This window comes from Verrucomicrobiia bacterium, assembly GCA_035577545.1.
Classification (GTDB): domain Bacteria; phylum Verrucomicrobiota; class Verrucomicrobiia; order Palsa-1439; family Palsa-1439; genus Palsa-1439.
In genome coordinates this window covers 25,548-42,696 of record DATLVI010000008.1, presented here as the reverse complement: position 1 = coordinate 42,696, position 17,149 = coordinate 25,548, and the positions used below count along the sequence as shown (strand labels likewise).

General features: G+C 57.1%; 15 protein-coding genes. 5 read left to right on the top strand and 10 right to left on the bottom strand.

Translation table 11 applies throughout. From position 1 onward, the window contains the following. The first annotated feature begins 126 nt into the window (after positions 1–126). From VNL17_02040 to VNL17_02025, 4 genes are read left to right on the top strand one after another with little or no spacing between them, the layout of a single operon-like run. A complete protein-coding gene (locus tag VNL17_02040) occupies positions 127–1,170 on the top strand; it encodes a type II secretion system F family protein (GenBank protein HXI82853.1) in 1,044 nt (347 codons plus the stop codon). Next, positions 1,167–1,532 (top strand): hypothetical protein, encoded by a 366-nt coding sequence (locus VNL17_02035; protein HXI82852.1) that lies wholly within the window; start codon positions 1,167–1,169, stop codon positions 1,530–1,532. The genes VNL17_02040 and VNL17_02035 overlap by 4 nt, the downstream gene beginning before the upstream one ends. Further along, complete coding sequence (locus tag VNL17_02030) at positions 1,529–1,990, top strand: prepilin-type N-terminal cleavage/methylation domain-containing protein (protein ID HXI82851.1); 462 nt, start codon at positions 1,529–1,531, stop codon at positions 1,988–1,990. Before VNL17_02035 ends, VNL17_02030 begins: the two co-directional genes overlap by 4 nt. After that, on the top strand, positions 1,987–2,154 hold the full coding sequence (locus VNL17_02025; protein ID HXI82850.1) for a hypothetical protein: 168 nt from the start codon (positions 1,987–1,989) through the stop codon (positions 2,152–2,154). The genes VNL17_02030 and VNL17_02025 overlap by 4 nt, the downstream gene beginning before the upstream one ends. Here VNL17_02025 and clpX read toward each other — a convergent pair. The 5 genes from clpX to VNL17_02000 form a co-directional block, all read right to left on the bottom strand. Continuing rightward, positions 2,151–3,443 (bottom strand): ATP-dependent Clp protease ATP-binding subunit ClpX, encoded by a 1,293-nt coding sequence (clpX, locus tag VNL17_02020; GenBank protein HXI82849.1) that lies wholly within the window; start codon positions 3,441–3,443, stop codon positions 2,151–2,153. The genes VNL17_02025 and clpX overlap by 4 nt on opposite strands. An 8-nt stretch (positions 3,444–3,451) precedes the next feature. Next, positions 3,452–4,078 carry an ATP-dependent Clp endopeptidase proteolytic subunit ClpP gene (gene clpP, locus VNL17_02015; GenBank protein HXI82848.1) on the bottom strand — a complete coding sequence of 209 codons (627 nt, stop codon included), beginning with the start codon at positions 4,076–4,078 and terminating at the stop codon, positions 3,452–3,454. Positions 4,079–4,154: 76 nt separating this feature from the next. Further along, entirely contained in the window at positions 4,155–5,465 is a 1,311-nt protein-coding gene (gene tig, locus VNL17_02010; protein ID HXI82847.1) for a trigger factor, read from the bottom strand. A gap of 333 nt (positions 5,466–5,798) precedes the next feature. Continuing rightward, positions 5,799–7,169 (bottom strand): nitrate/sulfonate/bicarbonate ABC transporter ATP-binding protein, encoded by a 1,371-nt coding sequence (locus VNL17_02005; protein HXI82846.1) that lies wholly within the window; start codon positions 7,167–7,169, stop codon positions 5,799–5,801. Positions 7,170–7,182: 13 nt separating this feature from the next. Continuing rightward, positions 7,183–8,940: an ABC transporter permease subunit gene (locus tag VNL17_02000; GenBank protein HXI82845.1), complete on the bottom strand. Its 1,758-nt coding sequence runs from the start codon at positions 8,938–8,940 to the stop codon at positions 7,183–7,185. Positions 8,941–9,171: 231 nt separating this feature from the next. Between VNL17_02000 and VNL17_01995 the strand changes: the two genes are divergently transcribed. Next, a complete protein-coding gene (locus VNL17_01995; protein ID HXI82844.1) occupies positions 9,172–9,357 on the top strand; it encodes a hypothetical protein in 186 nt (61 codons plus the stop codon). Positions 9,358–10,147: 790 nt separating this feature from the next. On the opposite strand, the gene VNL17_01990 is transcribed toward VNL17_01995, so the two are convergent. The 5 genes from VNL17_01990 to lptD are packed head-to-tail and all read right to left on the bottom strand — an operon-like array spanning position 10,148 to position 16,944. Beyond that, complete coding sequence (locus VNL17_01990) at positions 10,148–10,993, bottom strand: hypothetical protein (GenBank protein HXI82843.1); 846 nt, start codon at positions 10,991–10,993, stop codon at positions 10,148–10,150. A gap of 3 nt (positions 10,994–10,996) precedes the next feature. Further along, a complete protein-coding gene (locus tag VNL17_01985) occupies positions 10,997–11,944 on the bottom strand; it encodes an SDR family oxidoreductase (protein HXI82842.1) in 948 nt (315 codons plus the stop codon). A 23-nt stretch (positions 11,945–11,967) separates the two neighbouring features. Next, a complete protein-coding gene (locus VNL17_01980; protein ID HXI82841.1) occupies positions 11,968–13,404 on the bottom strand; it encodes a PIG-L family deacetylase in 1,437 nt (478 codons plus the stop codon). Between the two features lies 1 nt (position 13,405). Further along, positions 13,406–14,698, bottom strand: coding sequence for a UDP-glucose/GDP-mannose dehydrogenase family protein (locus VNL17_01975; GenBank protein ID HXI82840.1), 1,293 nt, complete (start codon positions 14,696–14,698; stop codon positions 13,406–13,408). Between the two features lie 23 nt (positions 14,699–14,721). Then, positions 14,722–16,944 (bottom strand): LPS assembly protein LptD, encoded by a 2,223-nt coding sequence (lptD, locus tag VNL17_01970; GenBank protein HXI82839.1) that lies wholly within the window; start codon positions 16,942–16,944, stop codon positions 14,722–14,724. Positions 16,945–17,149: the final 205 nt, after the last annotated feature.

Sequence of the window (17,149 nt, the reverse complement as noted above, 5' to 3'; positions counted from 1 at the left end):
CACGCTACTGGGAGTTGGCTTGTGAATTTATCTGCCTTCTTGATCGGGTTTGCAGTCCAATCCGCCCTGTGGGTGGTACCCGGAATTGTCCTGCTGCTGGCAGCAAAGTGTTTCATCGTGGCCCCCATGCGCCGACGCGAAGCGGCACACACGTTTCTCGATCTGCTGGAAATGGGATTGGCGCAAGGGCGTAGCCCAGAAAACACGGTCGTTGAAGTTGCCGCGACGGGAGACAAAATTATTGGAGAAGAGTTCCATCAGATTGCCCGGCGCATTCGGGATGGAGCTTCATTGGGGCACGCCCTGGAGTCGACGCCGATGTTCCTTCCGGAACCGGTGGCGGCAATGTTGCAGGCCGGCGAGCGCCTGGGCGACATCCGTAAAGTATTGCCTGCCTGTCGCGACACACTGAGTGCCGGTCCTTCGCGCGCGATGGGAGCGTTCAATTACCTTCCGGTTTTTTCTCCGTTGTTGCCATTGCTGGCGGTCGTGCTCTTCCTTTGCATCGTCATCATTCCAAAATTCCAGGGAATTTTTCATGACCTGCTGGAAACAGGACCCCTGCCCATCGCTACCCTGATGGTTATCACCTATGCTAAGGCGCTCTTGGGGTTCAGCGTATTTGCCGCAGTACTGGGTTTCCTGGTACTCCTTCTGGGTCGGGCGCGCCGGCGATGGCCCTCCGCTTATTCGCGCACAATCAAAGCTCTCTGCGATCAATGGCTCTTCCGTCTGCCGTGGCGCCGCAAGCGAATGCAACGCGACTTTTCCGCCATCCTGGCCATTCTTCTCGATACCGGGGTACCCGAGTCGGAAGCTGTAAGACTCGCGGCACGGAGCACGGCCAATTATGTTTTCGTGACTCGCTCCCAACGGGTAATTGAACACTTGCAAGGGGGTGAAAAACTCACCGGGGCTATTCGAGCTGTCGACGACTCCGGAGAGTTTCAGTGGCGCCTCGCCAACGCCGCGCACGGCCCTGGTGGCTTCTTACGTTCACTCCAAGGTTGGCACGATACTTTGGATGCCAAAGCCTACCAGCAGGAACAAGCTGCTTCGCAAGTGCTTTCGACGGTGTTGATAATTCTCAATGGCGTCCTGGTCAGCATCGTTGTCCTGGCCATCTTTCAACCAATTATCGCCTTAATCCAACGTGAGGCCCTCTGGTGAACCGGTGTCGACACGAGCGCGGTTCGATGATGATCGAGATGATGACGGCCCTGGCCATTCTCGTCACGATTCTCCTGCCGCTAGGCCTCTCGTTTGTGGACGAACAGCATGTGTGTCGCGTTTATTACTGGCGCGCCGTGGCCATGGAAGCGATCGACGGAGAAATGGAAGTCCTCGCCGCCGGCGAATGGCGGTCTTTTGCGGAAGGCACGACAGCGTATACCGTCCATGCCGAATCGGCAAAACATCTGCCGTCGGGCAAATTCACCCTGACCGTGCACGGTCCACATTTGCGGTTGGAGTGGCGGCCTGAAAAGTCCCGCTTTGGAGCGCCCCTCGTACGAGAGGCGGTGGGACAATGAAGTCGGAACGCGGGTATTCGCTGGTCGAATGCCTCGTCTATATTGCCGTGTTCGCGGTCGTTCTGAATCTCTCCTTCGTGGCCTATTACCGTTACGATCAGCACACGCGCAACCTTCGCCGCAATGCCGACGACATCACCCGCGCCCTGCGTGGCGGCGAACATTGGCGCGAGGACGTCCGCGCCGCCATTGCACCGCCACACACGATTGAGAATGGCCTGGTGATTCCGCAGCACTCTGGCGAAGTCACTTATCTCTTCACGAACGGCGCTGTCTGGCGGCAGACGGGTGCAACGCGGACGGTTGTGCTCAAACAAGTGAAGGCTTCCACAATCTCGAGTGACTCGCGTCAGCGCGTCAACGCGTGGCGGTGGGAAGTAGAACTGGCTAGCCCCCAGAAGGTCGTCCTCGTGCGTCCACTATTCACCTTCACCGCCGTTGCCAGGAGATCGTCATGAAAGATGAACGTGGAAGCGCGATGATTGTTGTGTTGACCCTCACGATCCTGATCACGACACTGATTGTCACCAACAGTTTTGTGCTGAGTCAACTCAGGCAGGAGTTAAAACGCATCGACGGCGAACAGCAGAAGAAGTTCACGCCTGCCACACCGAAAAACTAGGCTGCATCTTTCGACTGCTTCTTGCGAATGAGGGGTTCACGTTTGCCTTCAACGACGCCGCGGTTAATAGTGACTTCGGCGATGTCGTCGCGCGAGGGGATTTCGTACATCAGGTCGAGCATCAGTTTTTCCAACAACGACCGCAGGGCGCGCGCGCCGGTGCCTTTCTTGAGGGCAGCTTCCGCCAACGCCTGCAGCGCGTCCTTGGTGAGATTAAGGTTTACACCTTCCATCGCGAAGAGCTTGCTGTACTGCTTGATCATCGCGTTCTTGGTCTCGGTGAGAATCGCGATCAGTTCGGACTCGATCAATTCATTAAGGACCGAGACAACGGGCAGTCGCCCAACGAACTCCGGGATCAATCCGAACTTCAAGAGGTCCTCTGGCTCAACGTGCTCCGTAATGCTGGCGCGCTGGGCCAGTTTGACCGTCTCATCGGCCTTGGCAAACCCCAGCGCGTGTCCACCGATGCGTCGCTGGACAATCTTGTCCAGGCCAATGAACGCGCCACCACAAATGAAGAGAATGTGCTCGGTGTTGATCTGGATGTATTCCTGATGCGGGTGCTTGCGACCGCCCTGTGGCGGGACATTGCATACCGTTCCTTCCAGGATTTTTAGCAGGGCCTGCTGCACACCTTCGCCTGAAACGTCACGGGTAATGCTGGCCGAATCGCTCTTGCGCCCAATCTTGTCGATCTCGTCGATGTAAACGATGCCGAGTTCGGCCCGTTTGACATCATAGTCGGCTCCCTGCAACAGTCGCAAAATAATGTTCTCGACGTCCTCGCCGACATAACCGGCCTCGGTCAGCGTCGTGGCGTCAGCAATGCAGAATGGTACGTCAAGAATCCGCGCGAGCGTGCGCGCGAGCATCGTCTTTCCCGAACCCGTTGGCCCAATCAGAAGAATGTTGCTCTTCTCAATTTCAACGTCGCGATGTTCGTCCAGTTTGACCGCGCCGTTGGCCGCCTTGTCGGGATTAGTGTTGTCCTGCTGGATGCGCTTGTAATGGTTGTGTACCGCCACCGCGATGGTCTTCTTGGCCTGTTCCTGCCCGACCACATACTGGTCGAGTTGCCGCCGGATCTCCGCCGGCTTCGGGACGTTGAGGCGAAAACCGGCAGCCGACTTGGTCTTATGCTGGCCAAGTTCCTTGTCGAGGATGCTCTTGCAGACCGTGATGCAGTTGTCGCAGATGTAAACGCCCGGACCGGCGATGAGCTTGCGCACCTCGCCGTGGGTCTTCCCACAGAAGCTGCACATCGTCAAATTGGTCGGGCGTGCCATGCGTCTCGTTAGCTGGATTTCTCCGTCTTCTTGTCGGGGTCACGGCGCGATTTCACGACCTCGTCGACCAGACCGTAGTCCCGCGACTCAGCGGCGGACATGAAGAAATCGCGGTCGGTGTCCTTCGCAATCGACTCGATGGGTCTTCCCGTAGCCAGGGCGAGGATTTCGTTGAGGCGGTCCCGCATCCGCAAAATCTCTTTCGCTTGAATGCTGATGTCAGCCGCCTGTCCCTGGACTCCTCCCCAAGGCTGGTGAATCATAATCCGCGCGTTGGGCAGGGCGAAGCGTTTGCCCTTGGTCCCTGCTGCGAGCAGCACGGCACCCATGCTCGCGGCCTGGCCCACGCAGTAGGTGGTCACGTCGCACTTCACAAATTGAATCGTGTCGTAGATCGCCAGCCCCGAAGTGACGGAACCACCGGGCGAATTGATGTAGAGATTGATGTCCTTGGCGGGGTCCTCGGACTGCAGGTACAACATCTGCGCAATGATGAGATTGGCGACGTTATCGTCGATCGGCGTGCCAATGAACACAATGCGGTCTTTCAGCAAGCGGGAAAAGATGTCGTAGCCGCGTTCGCCGCGGCCCGTCTGCTCCACCACCATCGGTACCAGTAACTGAGCTTTGTCCATTTGCCTTCCTTTTGGCTTCATACTAGCATTTCTTTTGCCGACTGCAACCAATGCCGGCGCTGTCCCCCACTCCCAGCTAACTTTCGGTGTCCGTCTCGATTTTGGCGTTGGCCACGAGGAAATCCAGGGTCTTGCCAACCAGAATTTGTTCCTCAATCTCCCCAAATCCGTTCTTTTCGGCCAATTGCGCCTTCAGCTTTTCGGGTGTAATCCGGGCGCGCTGGGCGAGCTGCGCAATCCGTTGCTCGACTTCCGCCTCCTCTACCTTGATCTGCTCGGCCTCGGCGATGGCCTCCAGGATAAACGACGTGCGGAGGCGCCCCTTGGCATTCTGGGCAGCAAAACCGTAGATCTCGTTTTTCTTTTCTTCGAGCTGCTCTTTCGTTGCCCCGCGCATGCTGTTTTCGCGAACTACATCATAAATGATGCTGCGCGTCTCCTGTTGCACAAGTGACTCGGGCAGTTCAAATTCCACCTTGCCCAACAGGTGGTCAGCAATTTGACGGCGCACCTCCGCATCCTGTTGGCTCTCGGCCTCAGCAACGAGACTTTTGCGGACCGCATCCTTCAGTTTTTCCACACTTTCGAGACCGACCTTCTTGGCAAACTCGTCATTGAGTTCGGGCAGCTTTTTCTCCTTCAGTGCGGTTACATCCACGAAAAAAGTGGCCTTCTTTCCCGCCAACGCCTTTTGGGGAAAGTCAGACGGAAAATCGATGAGAACCTGTCGTTTCTCGCCAGCATTGGCTCCGATGAGTTGCTCGCAAAAGCCCGGCAGAAACGAATCTGCTGAAACGAGCAGCCAAAAATCCTTCTTTTCTCCCAATTCCTTGGCGTCGGGCACTAGTTCGCTGATTGGTTTGCCATCGGCCACAGCGGTGTAGTTGATGACAGCGAAGTCGCCGGTCTGTAGCGGGCGGCCTTCGACGGCGACGAAGTCGGCCTGTTGCTCGCGTAACGTCTCGATGGTCGTATTGATTTCTTCTTCCTTTACCGCGACGGCCTTCTTCTTCACGGGAATACCCTTGTAATCCGGAAGTGCGAATTCGGGCGCGGTATCAACGGCCGCGGTATACACCAGCGGGCGACCGGGCTGGTAGTCAACCGATTCGATCTGCGGATAACCCACGACCCTCAACTTCTGCTCGCTCAGGGTTTCGCGGTAACTTTCCGGGATAAGCCGCTTGCGTAGCTCCTCGTCGATCTGGCCAGCGTAGCGCTTCTCGACCATCGGTTCGGGCGCTTTGCCGGGACGAAAGCCGGGGATCGCGGCGAACTTGCGGAATTCCTGCAAAATCTCAGCGCGTGTCCCGGCGACCCGCTCGGCATCTACTTCAACACGGAGTTTCTTGCGGCACGGCGCAGTGTTTTCAATTGTAACAGCCATCGCTAATGTCATCTCCCAGTCTTTGAGGCGCCAACGGTATAGAAAAGCGTCGAAGCGTGCAACTCGCAAAGTTGAGGGGTTCCCGATACCCTACAAGCACAGATTTGAGAGGTGTTTGGTCGAGGTGACGGCGATTTTGCGTGTTTTGGGGTCGATTCCGGCAAAATATCCCCAAAAAACCTCCTTTGGCACGCTTGGCACCGACACTGCTATTTACACAGTCACCCTATACCATACCTCGTCGAAGGCGCTTCTCCAACGCCAACCGACATAAGGAAGCCGAGGCCCCTAACCTCGGCTTCGCCTCTTTTAGGGGGAAACTCTCCCGCCACATCAGTCAGTCTTCGGCTGCTCCAGCGGCAGGGTTGGTTGCGCTGGCGCCGAGGTGCTTTCAAGATCCAGATAGAGCTTGTGCTCGTCGGCGCTGTAGCCCAGCAATTCGGCATACCGGCCCCAACGCACGATCGATTTGAACATGATGTGCGGCTTTTCGGTGGGTAACCACACGGCCAGCTCTTCCAACACCAGATCTTCGTCGACTTTCTTGTCCTCCTGGCTTTGCAGCATTTCAATCACGTGTTCGACCAGTTGCAGTTGGCGGAGTTGTTGATTGACGAGCCGCTTGCGCCCGTTGACATTCTCCGCGAGCAACTGCCGACCCAGCGGCAGCAGCGTGACCATGTGCTTCGGGGTGTCGACGAAATCCAAAAGCTCCGCCGCCTTGACCAACTCCAGTATTTTGCCGAATTCTTTCCCGACCTCCACCGACAGGTCGAAAATATCCGCGGTACCGTCCGCGTTGTCGACGCGTTCCAGCAAACCGATCATTTCCCCAACGTTCACATTCGGCAGCGGCATGATGCGCGCGGGCTTGGGGGCGGCAGGGGCCGCGGGTGTTGGCGTTGGTGGCGCCACCGGCTCGTCGGGCATGAGGGCCGTTGTTAGGATGTCATGGATGCGTTCCGCCATGGCCATAAACGCCGCGTCGTGATAATCGCGCGGGTAAGGCAGCGGATTGTCCAGTATCTTCCGAATTTGTCCCGGATGCGCGCCCAGCACCACGATACGGGAAGCGACAAAGACGGCTTCGTTGATATTGTGGGTGACCATCAGCACGCTGTTCGGGTCGGCCTTCGCGTCCTGCCAGAGGTTCACCAACTCCACCCGCAGGTTTTCGGCCGTCAGCACGTCCAGCCCGCTGAACGGCTCATCCATGCACAAAAGTTCTGGCTGTGCCACCAGGGCCCGCGCGATCCCAACGCGCTGCTTCATACCACCCGACAACTCCTTGGGATACGCCTCCTCAAAACCTTCCAAACCCACCCGGTCGATGGCGCGCGTGACCAGGTCCTTCTGCTGCTGCGGCTCGCCGACGCGCCCGTTCAGGCCCATCGACACATTCTCTGCGACCGTCAACCACGGATAGAGAGCGAAGCTTTGGAAGACCATCGAAATTGAAGGATTCAACCCATGCAGCGGTTGCCCATGCACCAACACCTCGCCGGTCGTGGGATCGATCAAACCGGCGAGGATGCGAACGATCGTTGACTTGCCGCAACCGCTGGGACCGAGCAGCGCGGTGATGTCATGGCGGCGCACGTCGAGGCTGATATTATCCAGCACCTTCAGCTCTTTGTCGCCGGGCAGATGAAACGTCTTGCTGACGTTCCGCATCTCGCAAATGATTTCTTTTTTATTTTCCATACGCAGGACTAGGTCACTTCGTCAGCGAGTACTTTTCCTCCGCCACCCGGTACAACGGCTGCCACAATATCCGATTCACACCCACCACCGCGATACACATCGCCAGCACGCACGCCGCCAGCATGGCAAATTCTCCCTGGTTGGTTGCCAGGCTAATCGTCGCCCCCAGGCCGTCCGCCGTGAGCGTCTCCTTGCCGGATTGGACGGCCTCCGCCACGATACTCGCGTTCCAGGCGCCGCCCGCCGCCGTTACCCAGCCCGTTACGAGATACGGGAAAATAGCCGGCATAATCAATCGCCGCCAGCGTTCCCATTGGCCCATCCGATATACTACCGCCGCTTCCCTCAAATCATTCGGGATCGCCATCGCCCCCGCAATCACATTAAACAGTATATACCACTGCGTGCCGAGCAACATGAGCGCGATGGATCCCCAGTTGATGGTTACGCCTGCCCAGTGCAGTGCGAGCAGCGCCAGCGGATAAACCATCGGCGCGGGAAACGAGGCCATGATCTGGATGATCGGCTGCAGCGCCCGCGATAGTCGCGGATTCAATCCCACCGCCACACCAACCGGTACCGTCCAAATTGTCCCGAGAATCACCGCTGCCGTCACCCGCAGGAATGTCAGCACAGTCACGCCTCCCACATGCATCCAGTCGCTCTGATGCAATTGCATGAGCAACCGCACCACGTTCACGGCACCCCACCCCACTGCGACCAGCGCCGCGATGCCAACCAGCCAACCTCCTATCTTGCGGAGAAATTTCCCGAACTCAAACGCCGGGCGCCCATCGCTATCCAACGCATCCACCATCGCACCGCCACCCGCCGTCGCCAGAGCTACGGGCGGGGTCGCCATGGCCACGAGCGGCGTCCACACGCGCGTATCCACCCAGCGGAGCAACCGCGATTTCTGGAGAAGATCCAGCACGACCGACCCGGCCTGCTCCGAGGCCTCTGTCTCCTCAAACTTGAACTTCTGTGACCACGCGACGATCGGCCGCCAGAACAACTGGTCCACGGCCACGATCATCACCACCATCGCCACCACCCCGTAAATCATGGCGGGCATGTTGTCCTTCTCAATGGCGACGCTCATGTACGACCCGATGCCCGGCAAGCGAAAATCTTTTCCCCGCAGCACGAATGCCTCGCATACCGTCAGAAAAAACCATCCGCCCGCCATGCTCATCATTGAATTCCACACCAACCCCACTGCCGAGTACGGCAGTTCCAATTGCAAAAATCGCTGCCAGGAGGTCAGGCGGTACACCCGCGCAGCATCCCCCAGCTCCGCGGGGATCGACCGCAGGGAATGATAAAAGCTAAAGGTCATGTTCCACGCCTGTCCCGTGAAAATCATGATCACACACGATAGTTCCAACCCGAAATTGCTGGTTGGAAACGCCGCCACCAGCGCCAGCACCAGCCCCGGCAGGAAGCCGAGGACGGGAATACTCTGCAGAATGTCGAGCAGCGGCACCATCACCTTTTCAGCGCGAGCGTTGTAGGCTGCCACCCGCCCGTAAATCAGCGTGAAGATTAGTGACAACACATACGCCGCAAACCCGCGAAAGAGGCTGAATAGCGTGTACTGCGGCAACGCCCATGGACTCAAGTTGATCTCGACGGTGGGACGCAGCACTCCCGACCACTCCGAGCCGATGGACACCAGCCCGTACACCGTCGCCCCTAACGCCGCCAGCACGACGACGTCCACCAAACTGAACGCGCGCGGCAATTTGATGTTGGGTCGAATCAAGCTCATGACAAAAGCAGCGCCGCCTTCTTACCCCGCCTCCGGAAATTTTGCACGGCCAAATTTCGCCCCTTCGCCTATAGGGCGCCGTGCCCAATGTCAACGACGCCTCTCGGGACGCCCGCCGATGCCATGATGTGGTGATTTTCCGAGCCGATTGTTCCTGCGCCCGCAAATGAAGATGGTCATCGACCCCACAACCGTGCCGCCGCCAATGGCGAGACTGGTAGCTTGCGCACTGTGTGTCCCGCAATATGCCGCCGCCGCAGTACCAACGAGACCAATAATCAAAGCGAAGCACTGTCCAATACGGGCTTCAACAAAGGCCAGACGTTTCATCTCGATAGCGGCTCGCAGAGCTCGGCGTTCAAGTTGATGGCGATGAAGGGTCTCAATCTTGGCCACCTCTACAAGCTTCTTAGTTAAGCAAAGGCGGGAGCACCCATCGTGCTCCAACTGTCTTGGCGCCTTGCCAGATCCCACTTTCGCTTTCATGTCGCCGCCAGTTTAGCTTAAGTGGTAATGCTGATTCGCGCGTTTTCATACCTTCCTTACTGAGTGATATTTGCAAACTAATTGGCATAACTCTCCAAGACTAAAAAAGCCGTTTAAAGCCACTTTAAACCCGTCTTCAAGAAGAAATGAACTTTAAACGTGTCAACAGATTTTTTCGTCCCAGTCAAAATTATCCCAATTTTCTTTCCATCTACGTGAGAATAATCGACTCCAACGGATGTCTTCCACCTTGAGGTGCCACCGTCCAGACTTCTTCTTGCGGCTAGCCCTAAACTGTCCGTCACGGATAGCTCTTCTGATTGTGGATGGACGGCATTGGAAATGATCGGCGAGTTGTTTCACCGTGTATTTTGACTGTGATAGTTTCTTGCGCCGTTGTCGTCGTAGTTTCAGGTATCGCGGTCGTATCGGCGGGCAATAGGGTGCTGCATTACAAGCGGCAGCAATTAGAATCTCGATTTGTCCCCTCTCCACAACCAAACGCTTGCCGCGTTTCAAGGTGCGAAGGTTTCCGCGACGTATCCATTGAAGAACAGGTGTCCTAGAAACACACAAGAAATTTGCCAATCGGCGTGCCGAGAGACATCGGGGTAAAGTTGCTATCTGGGATCGGAGCTTGTCAGCATCTCGCCGTATGCGGTTCAACGTGAACGAGCTCTTCCAGTTCCGTCGGCGCCGTTTCTTCGACATAGGAATATGCTCATTCGTGCGACTCTTGTTCCGCCGCAGAGATGATCTCCTGAATGAGCCGCTTGTTTGCAGTGAGCTTTTGCTCGGTCAAACTAATCCTTATCGAACTGTTTCCGGCGCATTCAATGCCTTCGCTTTCGAGTTTCTTGGCGAAGGCCTTTCGTTTGTCTGGACCCACCCAAGCATTCAAATGAACGTAAGGTCCCTTACGAGGATGAAACCAGCAAAAATTGCTGCCCGACGTCCCCATAGCCACGTGGCCACGATTATATTTCACTCGAACCTCACCGGCCTGCTTGGGAACGAGTCCGATTATTTGATCCATAATGGCCAGCGATTTCGCGCTTGCTTTGGCATCCCAGTATTGCCGATTAACTTCTTCACCCGGTTCATCCTCCTCTTTGGTCAAATCCAAAACTTTAACAAAGCTAACAGCCAACTTCTTGTTGACCATAAGACCATTCAACTGAATGGCAATTATTGGCACCGCTTTGTTAAGCAGGCTGATGACATTAAAGAAGCGGTTGGTGATCTCTTCAGCAATGATAACCGCGTGATGTTTGAGTTTAGGATAACGCCGTCGCTCAACATCCCAATACTCGATTGTTCGGATGATGTGGCTTTCGTTTACGGTTCCCAACATAATCTCGGTTTCGTACCAAGTCGTCTCGTCGGGGTCAGCGAGAATCAAGTCTATCCGGCCGCCGCTGGGCTGTGCCTTCTCTCGATGCAGAACTGATACTTCGCCAAGTCCGAGAATCGAAGGGTCTTGGCAAATTAGGTCCTGAAGCCACTTCTCATCCTTCCCAGCCTCGCGTAATCGAATTGGTTTAGATTTTATGTATTCGGCATTCATGGTTCATCCTTTCGCTGGGAGTTGCCGCTGATACCACGCGATGGTCTTGGCGATGCCTTCGGGAAAATTTACCCGGGGCTGCCAGCCGAGAAGTTTTTCCGCCTTCGCGATGTCGGCTTGGCTGTGGAGAATGTCGCCGGGGCGCGGCGGGTCGAACTTCGGTTTCACGTTCTTGCCGAGAATCTTGTTCACGGTCTCGACGAGATCCAAGAGCGAGATGCGACCGCCACAGGCGATGTTGAATGACTGGCCGAGTGCTTCTTTCGGCGCTTCACAGGCGAGGACGTTCGCATGGATGACGTTCTCGACGTGGGAGAAATCGCGCGTCTGGCTGCCGTCACCAAAAATGGTCGGCGATTCGTCGCGCAAAATGGCCGTGATGAAACGCGGGATGACGGCGGCGTACTGTGACTGCGGGTTCTGACGTGGGCCGAAGACGTTGAAGTACCGGAGCGCGATCGTTTCGAGCCCGTACAATCGCCAGAAAATGGCCGCGTAATACTCGCCCGTGATTTTGTGGACCGCGTACGGTGAGAGCGGCGATGGCGGCATGTCTTCGCGCTTGGGCAGTGTGGGCGTGTCGCCATACACGCTCGACGACGATGTGAATACCACCCGTTTCACCCCCGCATCGCGCGCCGCGACCAGCAGGTTAACCGTGCCGGTAATGTTGGCTTCGTTGGTCGCCAACGGGTCTTCGACGGAACGGGGAACGCTGGGTATCGCTCCAAGATGCAGCACATAGCGCACATCCTTGATCGCTTGCTGGATGGACTTCGCGTCGCGCAGGTCGCCTTCGAGAATTTCCGCCTTCGCAGCGAAGGATTCCACATTCGCGCGTTTACCGGTGGAAAAATTGTCAAAAACACGGACGCTTCGCCCCTGACCGACCAGGTGCTCGGCGATGTTCGAGCCAATAAACCCGGCTCCTCCTGTGATCAAGTAATCCATTTGTTCTTTCTATTCGTTGCGGACTAACGCCCGATTGTATGCCCGCTTCCCGAGTCGTTGGACAGCGAAAAGAGATGCCACGCGGTATCGTCCGCCGCGACCTCGCCGAGGTTCGCCCGTGTCGCGGTGAACAACAGGTCCGGCACCTCATCGCCCAACAGCCGTAGCGGCACGCGGACAATGAGGTGGTTCTCAACGCTAATGACCTTGACGTCCTCTTCCTTCACGCGTTTGCGATCGTCAAACACATGCACACCGCCGAGGGGCGTAATGTTGATGTGCAGTTTGGGCAGGGTGGCAAAATCGGAACCCCGTTTATAACCGTAAAGCAACAAATGCACATTCGCCCGCTTTCCGAGCCGGTTGTGGACCGTGACCTGCGCAATCAGGTCGTCTCCCTGGCGCACATACGAGGTCTCCTCCAATTGCATGGCGGCGAGTTCCTCGACCAACGCCTGCTCGGCGCTGGTTTTGGGGGACATCTCGCCGGGGTTGAGTCCAATGGCTTTGCTGTGGACAGCCTTCCTCCAGTTGATGACCGCATCGGCTGGCACGGTTGGCACCGGCAACACATCGATCGTGGCAAAGATTTCATCCGCGCGCGCGAACGATACCAGGAAATAGTGCCGCGTCGTTAATTGTGTGCGGTTCTGGAGGATGGCTTCGTATTTTTTCTGCGCTTGCTCCGGCGTCAGTGGCAGTGACAGCCAATCGCCGTCATCCAGCAGCTGCTGCGGTGGCTCAAGTCCCAGTTCCGGATGGTAATGATAGGGAGCCGGCCACCGCCCGAAGTGAACGAGATAATAGTAAAGCTGCGGTGGCGCCTGTTCCGCCGGAAGCTCGAGCACGGCGAGACGTACGAAATTCGCCGCCGCCCGGTGGTCCGGATTCGTATCCGCGGGATGCGTGACGAACACCTTCGTCGGACGAATCCGTCGGAACAATTCCACAAAGTCCGCGACGACGTTCTCAGGTTTGTACAAATGCCCTGGCCCAAACGCGTCCGTGTACGGCACCGCGTTGGTACGCGTCGCGTCGCTGCGAAACGGCCGGGTCTCGCCCCAGTAGTCGCGCCAAATTTGCAACGTCCCATAGTCCGGGTAGCCGAGGAAATTCAGTTGGTCGCGCGTCATGCCGAACAGCGCCGTGGCGGCGGTCGCCTCGCGATGACGCAGTTCGCCGAACGCAATGTATTGGCGGGGACTAAAGTGCAGGCGGAGCTTATAGAGCTTAAACGCGATCTGGTTGTGGTCGCCGCTGGTGAGATAAATTATATGCACCTCCGCACCGACGGCGCACGCCTGCTGGATCAGACCACCTGCGCCGAGAATCTCGTCGTCGGGGTGCGGCGCGACCACAACGATCCGATCGTTGGCCGTGATGGGCGGAAAAGGCTTCTGCGCCAGAGCCGGGGCGCACGCGGCGACAATCAGGAACAGAATGACCGCGCCGCGGCGCATGTCACCTGCCGATACTCTTGTAGACAAAGCCCAGTTCGGTCATCTTCTGCGGGTTGAACAAATTGCGACCATCCAGCACAATCGGCTGGGTCATTACCGAGCGCAGCTTTTCAAGGTCGAGTTGGCGGAATTCATCCCATTCCGTGCAAATGATGAGCGCATCCGCCCCCGTGGCGACGGCATACGCACTGTCGCAGAATTCGACTCCGGGCAAAATCTCGCGCGCCTTTTCCATTGCCTTCGGGTCGTACGCGCGGATTTTCGCACCCTCCTTCTGGAGCGGTCGGATGATTTCCAGCGACGGCGCGAGCCGCATGTCGTCCGTGTTCGGCTTGAACGCGAGCCCGAGCACACCGATGGTCTTGTCTTTCACGATCCAGAGCGTGTCATGGATCTTCTTGAGAAAACGTTCGATCTGGTCGGAATTGATCTGCTGGACCTCCTTGAGCAGGCGAAAGTCGTAGCCCAGCGCCTCGGCGATATGGACGAACGCGCTGAGGTCCTTCGGGAAACAGGATCCCCCGTAGCCGAGGCCGGCATTGAGAAACTCGCGGCCGATCCGCTTGTCCAGGCCCATGCCATGAACGACGTCCGAGATGTTCGCGCCGCTGGCTTCGCAGATGACGGACAGCGCGTTGGCATAGGAGATCTTCAGGGCGAGGAAGGAATTGCACGCGTGCTTGATCAATTCCGCGCTGTTGATGTCGGTCACGATGATCGGGGCGCTGAACGGCGTGTAAACCTCTTTCATCTTGGCCACAGGACGCGAGTTGCCAACGCCAATCACGACCCGGTCCGGCTGCATCAGGTCCTGCACAGCGCAACCCTCGCGCAGGAACTCCGGGTTGCTGATGACATCGAAGTCGACCTTGTGTTTGTTGTAACGCTTGATCGTCTCCGCGACTTTTTCACCGGTCTTGACCGGCACGGTGGATTTGTCCACGACGATCTTGTATTCCGTCATGGTGGCCGCGATCTCGCGCGCCACCCGCTCAACAAAGCTCATGTCCACGTCGCCATTGGTCTTGGGTGGGGTGGGCACGGCGATGAAAATCACCTCGGAGTTGTTCACGCCATCGGCAATCTGTCCCGTGAAGCGCAGCCGCCCGTTGGCGACGTTCCGTTTCACCATCTCCTCGAGGCCCGGTTCGTAAATTGGGATGCCGCCGGCTTGCAGCGTCTCCACTTTCTTCGGGTCGTTATCTACGCAAATGACCTGATGCCCCACTTCCGCGAAGCAGGCACCCGTCACAAGGCCGACGTATCCAGTCCCGACAATGCTGATCTTCACCATAAATTACTCACTCCGCAGCCGACTCAGTTGAACTTCAAAGTACTGGTGGGAAATGCCTTTAGCGTTACGCTGACAAACACCGCCATTTCCGCCTTGGTCGTGGATACGCCAACCTCCTTGTGCCGGCCAAGGTCGCGGAAACCATAATCAATAAGCCAGTCATGCGTTTCCTGCCGCAACGAATACGATTGCTCTTCCCACGTGCCGTCTTCCATGTCAAAGCGTTCGTACACATGCGCGCTCCAATGGCGCGTCAACTGATACGTGAAATCACCCGTAATGAGATTGCTGTCATCACGCAAGTAGCGCGTTCCTATTCCAAAAATCCAATGGTCGGCGTTGATCACGCGCATCTCAGTGTTGAACTCGCGCAGCAACCCCGCCTCCATATCATAACGTGAAAACGCGTCCAACGACAACCACCGGTACGGCCGCAATTCCATCGTCCCGAAAAAGTCCGCAAAATCGGTCTCTCCTGTATCCTTTTCAATATGCCAATCCGTCCAACCCGTCACGTCGACGAGGTTCCACGCCTCGCCGTCACGCCGCGTCTGCAATGCCTGTCGCAAACCGAATCGCACCAGGTTTTGCCCGTCAATCGAGTCGATCGTGTTATACGCCGGGGACTCCAGCGGTGAATACCGCGTCACGGAGAGGAGGTCACCGCCGCGGAGGGTCACGTCGCGCACGGAATCAAATTGGAAAAGATTGTTCGTGGCGACATTGGGAGTCGGAATCCACTGGTAATCCGCAAAAGGCTGCAAAATATGCCGCAGTCCGTCAATGTGGAGCCAGTCGCTGTGCACATCATCCCACTCCCGGGAAATCTTGAAGGAGGCTTGTGTGCCAAGATCATAGACCACCCGCGTTACGTCCTCCTGGTCCGGAGCATCTGCGGGCGCTCGCGAGTAATAATCCCCGCGTACCCCTGCTCGTGGAATCACCGAAAGCCACCCTCCCAACATTTCCGGCATGACGATTTGGTGAAACGTGTCGGCACGGACAGCGTTCCCGACAAAATTCGTGTCCGCCGTGCTTCCCAGCACATTCGTGTTGCCAGGCACATTATGGTACTGCCCAACGCTGCTCTCTCCCTCATAAAAGAACGGCGTGCCGCCCAGCCGCGTCCGATCCACTGCCAGCTTCCCTTCGGGCAAGCGCTCCACCCCGGCGAAGAAATCGTTAAATTCCGGAGTGGTGAGAAGCGACAGCGTGTAATCGGAACCCCGCTTGGTAATGTCAGCGACGGAGCCGGGATCACGGTCGTGGTTGAATTCTTTCCGGAAAAAATCCTGCATCACGGCGGAATCGCTAAGTTTGTTGAGATCAACTGTAACAGTGACGTCATTGGTCAGGTACTGCTTGTGCTGCCACTCGCCACGGTACCGATTGTGGGTGATGTCGCTTTCTTCGAAGCGATCACCGCCGGCAAACGGTTTTGCGTCGTTCAGATAATAACCCGTCAACAACCCGTGCCCATCCGGTCCCATGCGGTATTGCACATCCGCGCCGGTGCCAAAACCACGCTCTGTCCGCTCGTCCGCGTGGACGGTGACTTCCACGTTTTTGGTCGGTTTCCAAGTGTACGCAGACAGGAGGAAAGCCCCCCATCGTGAGTCGTCACCCACCGAAACCATGATTGGCGGCATGTCGCCCTTCAACGAAAAGACGATCATGGGGAACCAGCCAACAGGAGTGTCGCCGAGACGCAGGGTGGCATTGTAGAGCACGACGCGATCGCCGGGCCAAATCTCGCCGTGCGTGGCTTGGAATCGGTAATCCGGCTTGTCGTAATCACAGGTCGTGGCGAAACCGCGGGTGAAAACATAGTGGTCGGCATTTGTCTGCTCGAGGTTCTCCGTATGCACGTAGACTGGGTCGACAAAGCCCTCGGCTTGCTGGGTCTTCAGGGCGCGCGTATCGAAGTTATAATAAAGTGACGGAGAAACCCATTCCTGGGCCGCGCGGTTGAGTCGCACATGCCCCTCCGCCCAGGCTTCTTTCGTCACCGCGTTATACTTCACGTGATCGGCCTGGAGGACGGCATCTTTGTCGTGGATCACGACATGACCGTCGGCGATATAGGTTTTTGACGCCTGGTCGAACTGCATGTTCTCGGCGTCAACGGTCGAGGGTGGACCCAGGTCTTCGGCGGGCGCGTTGGTCGCCGGCTCGTCGGCATACCCGCCTGCCGCCAGCGACAGCAGCGCCACGACCAACAACAGCGGTTTCCCCCCTCTCCTCATAAAAGCGGGCGAAAGCTAACACACCGCCCGATGCGCCAGCAAGGCGAAAGGCTTCTCGCCGCCGCTTATGGAAGCCACACCTTTTGCATCTCTGCGATTGAAAGTCGCAAAGTTGCCCGCGCCCCATTCGCCCCGATCAGTCCGCCACACAAAAGAGGCCCAAACACCCCCGATTTCGATGTCTTCCAGCATCGTGCACGAACCC

What these genes read in the sequence shown, in the direction of transcription:
- VNL17_01985 (HXI82842.1), bottom strand. Translation starts at nt 11,944, where the DNA reads ATGGATTACTTGATCACAGGAGGAGCCGGGTTTATTGGCTCGAACATC.
- clpP (HXI82848.1), bottom strand. Translation starts at nt 4,078, where the DNA reads ATGGACAAAGCTCAGTTACTGGTACCGATGGTGGTGGAGCAGACGGGC.
- VNL17_02040 (HXI82853.1), top strand. Translation starts at nt 127, where the DNA reads ATGCGCCGACGCGAAGCGGCACACACGTTTCTCGATCTGCTGGAAATG.
- VNL17_02025 (HXI82850.1), top strand. Translation starts at nt 1,987, where the DNA reads ATGAAAGATGAACGTGGAAGCGCGATGATTGTTGTGTTGACCCTCACG.
- VNL17_01990 (HXI82843.1), bottom strand. Translation starts at nt 10,993, where the DNA reads ATGAATGCCGAATACATAAAATCTAAACCAATTCGATTACGCGAGGCT.
- VNL17_02005 (HXI82846.1), bottom strand. Translation starts at nt 7,169, where the DNA reads ATGGAAAATAAAAAAGAAATCATTTGCGAGATGCGGAACGTCAGCAAG.
- VNL17_01980 (HXI82841.1), bottom strand. Translation starts at nt 13,404, where the DNA reads ATGCGCCGCGGCGCGGTCATTCTGTTCCTGATTGTCGCCGCGTGCGCC.
- VNL17_02000 (HXI82845.1), bottom strand. Translation starts at nt 8,940, where the DNA reads ATGAGCTTGATTCGACCCAACATCAAATTGCCGCGCGCGTTCAGTTTG.
- VNL17_01975 (HXI82840.1), bottom strand. Translation starts at nt 14,698, where the DNA reads ATGGTGAAGATCAGCATTGTCGGGACTGGATACGTCGGCCTTGTGACG.
- clpX (HXI82849.1), bottom strand. Translation starts at nt 3,443, where the DNA reads ATGGCACGCCCGACCAATTTGACGATGTGCAGCTTCTGTGGGAAGACC.
- lptD (HXI82839.1), bottom strand. Translation starts at nt 16,944, where the DNA reads ATGAGGAGAGGGGGGAAACCGCTGTTGTTGGTCGTGGCGCTGCTGTCG.
- VNL17_02030 (HXI82851.1), top strand. Translation starts at nt 1,529, where the DNA reads ATGAAGTCGGAACGCGGGTATTCGCTGGTCGAATGCCTCGTCTATATT.
- tig (HXI82847.1), bottom strand. Translation starts at nt 5,465, where the DNA reads ATGGCTGTTACAATTGAAAACACTGCGCCGTGCCGCAAGAAACTCCGT.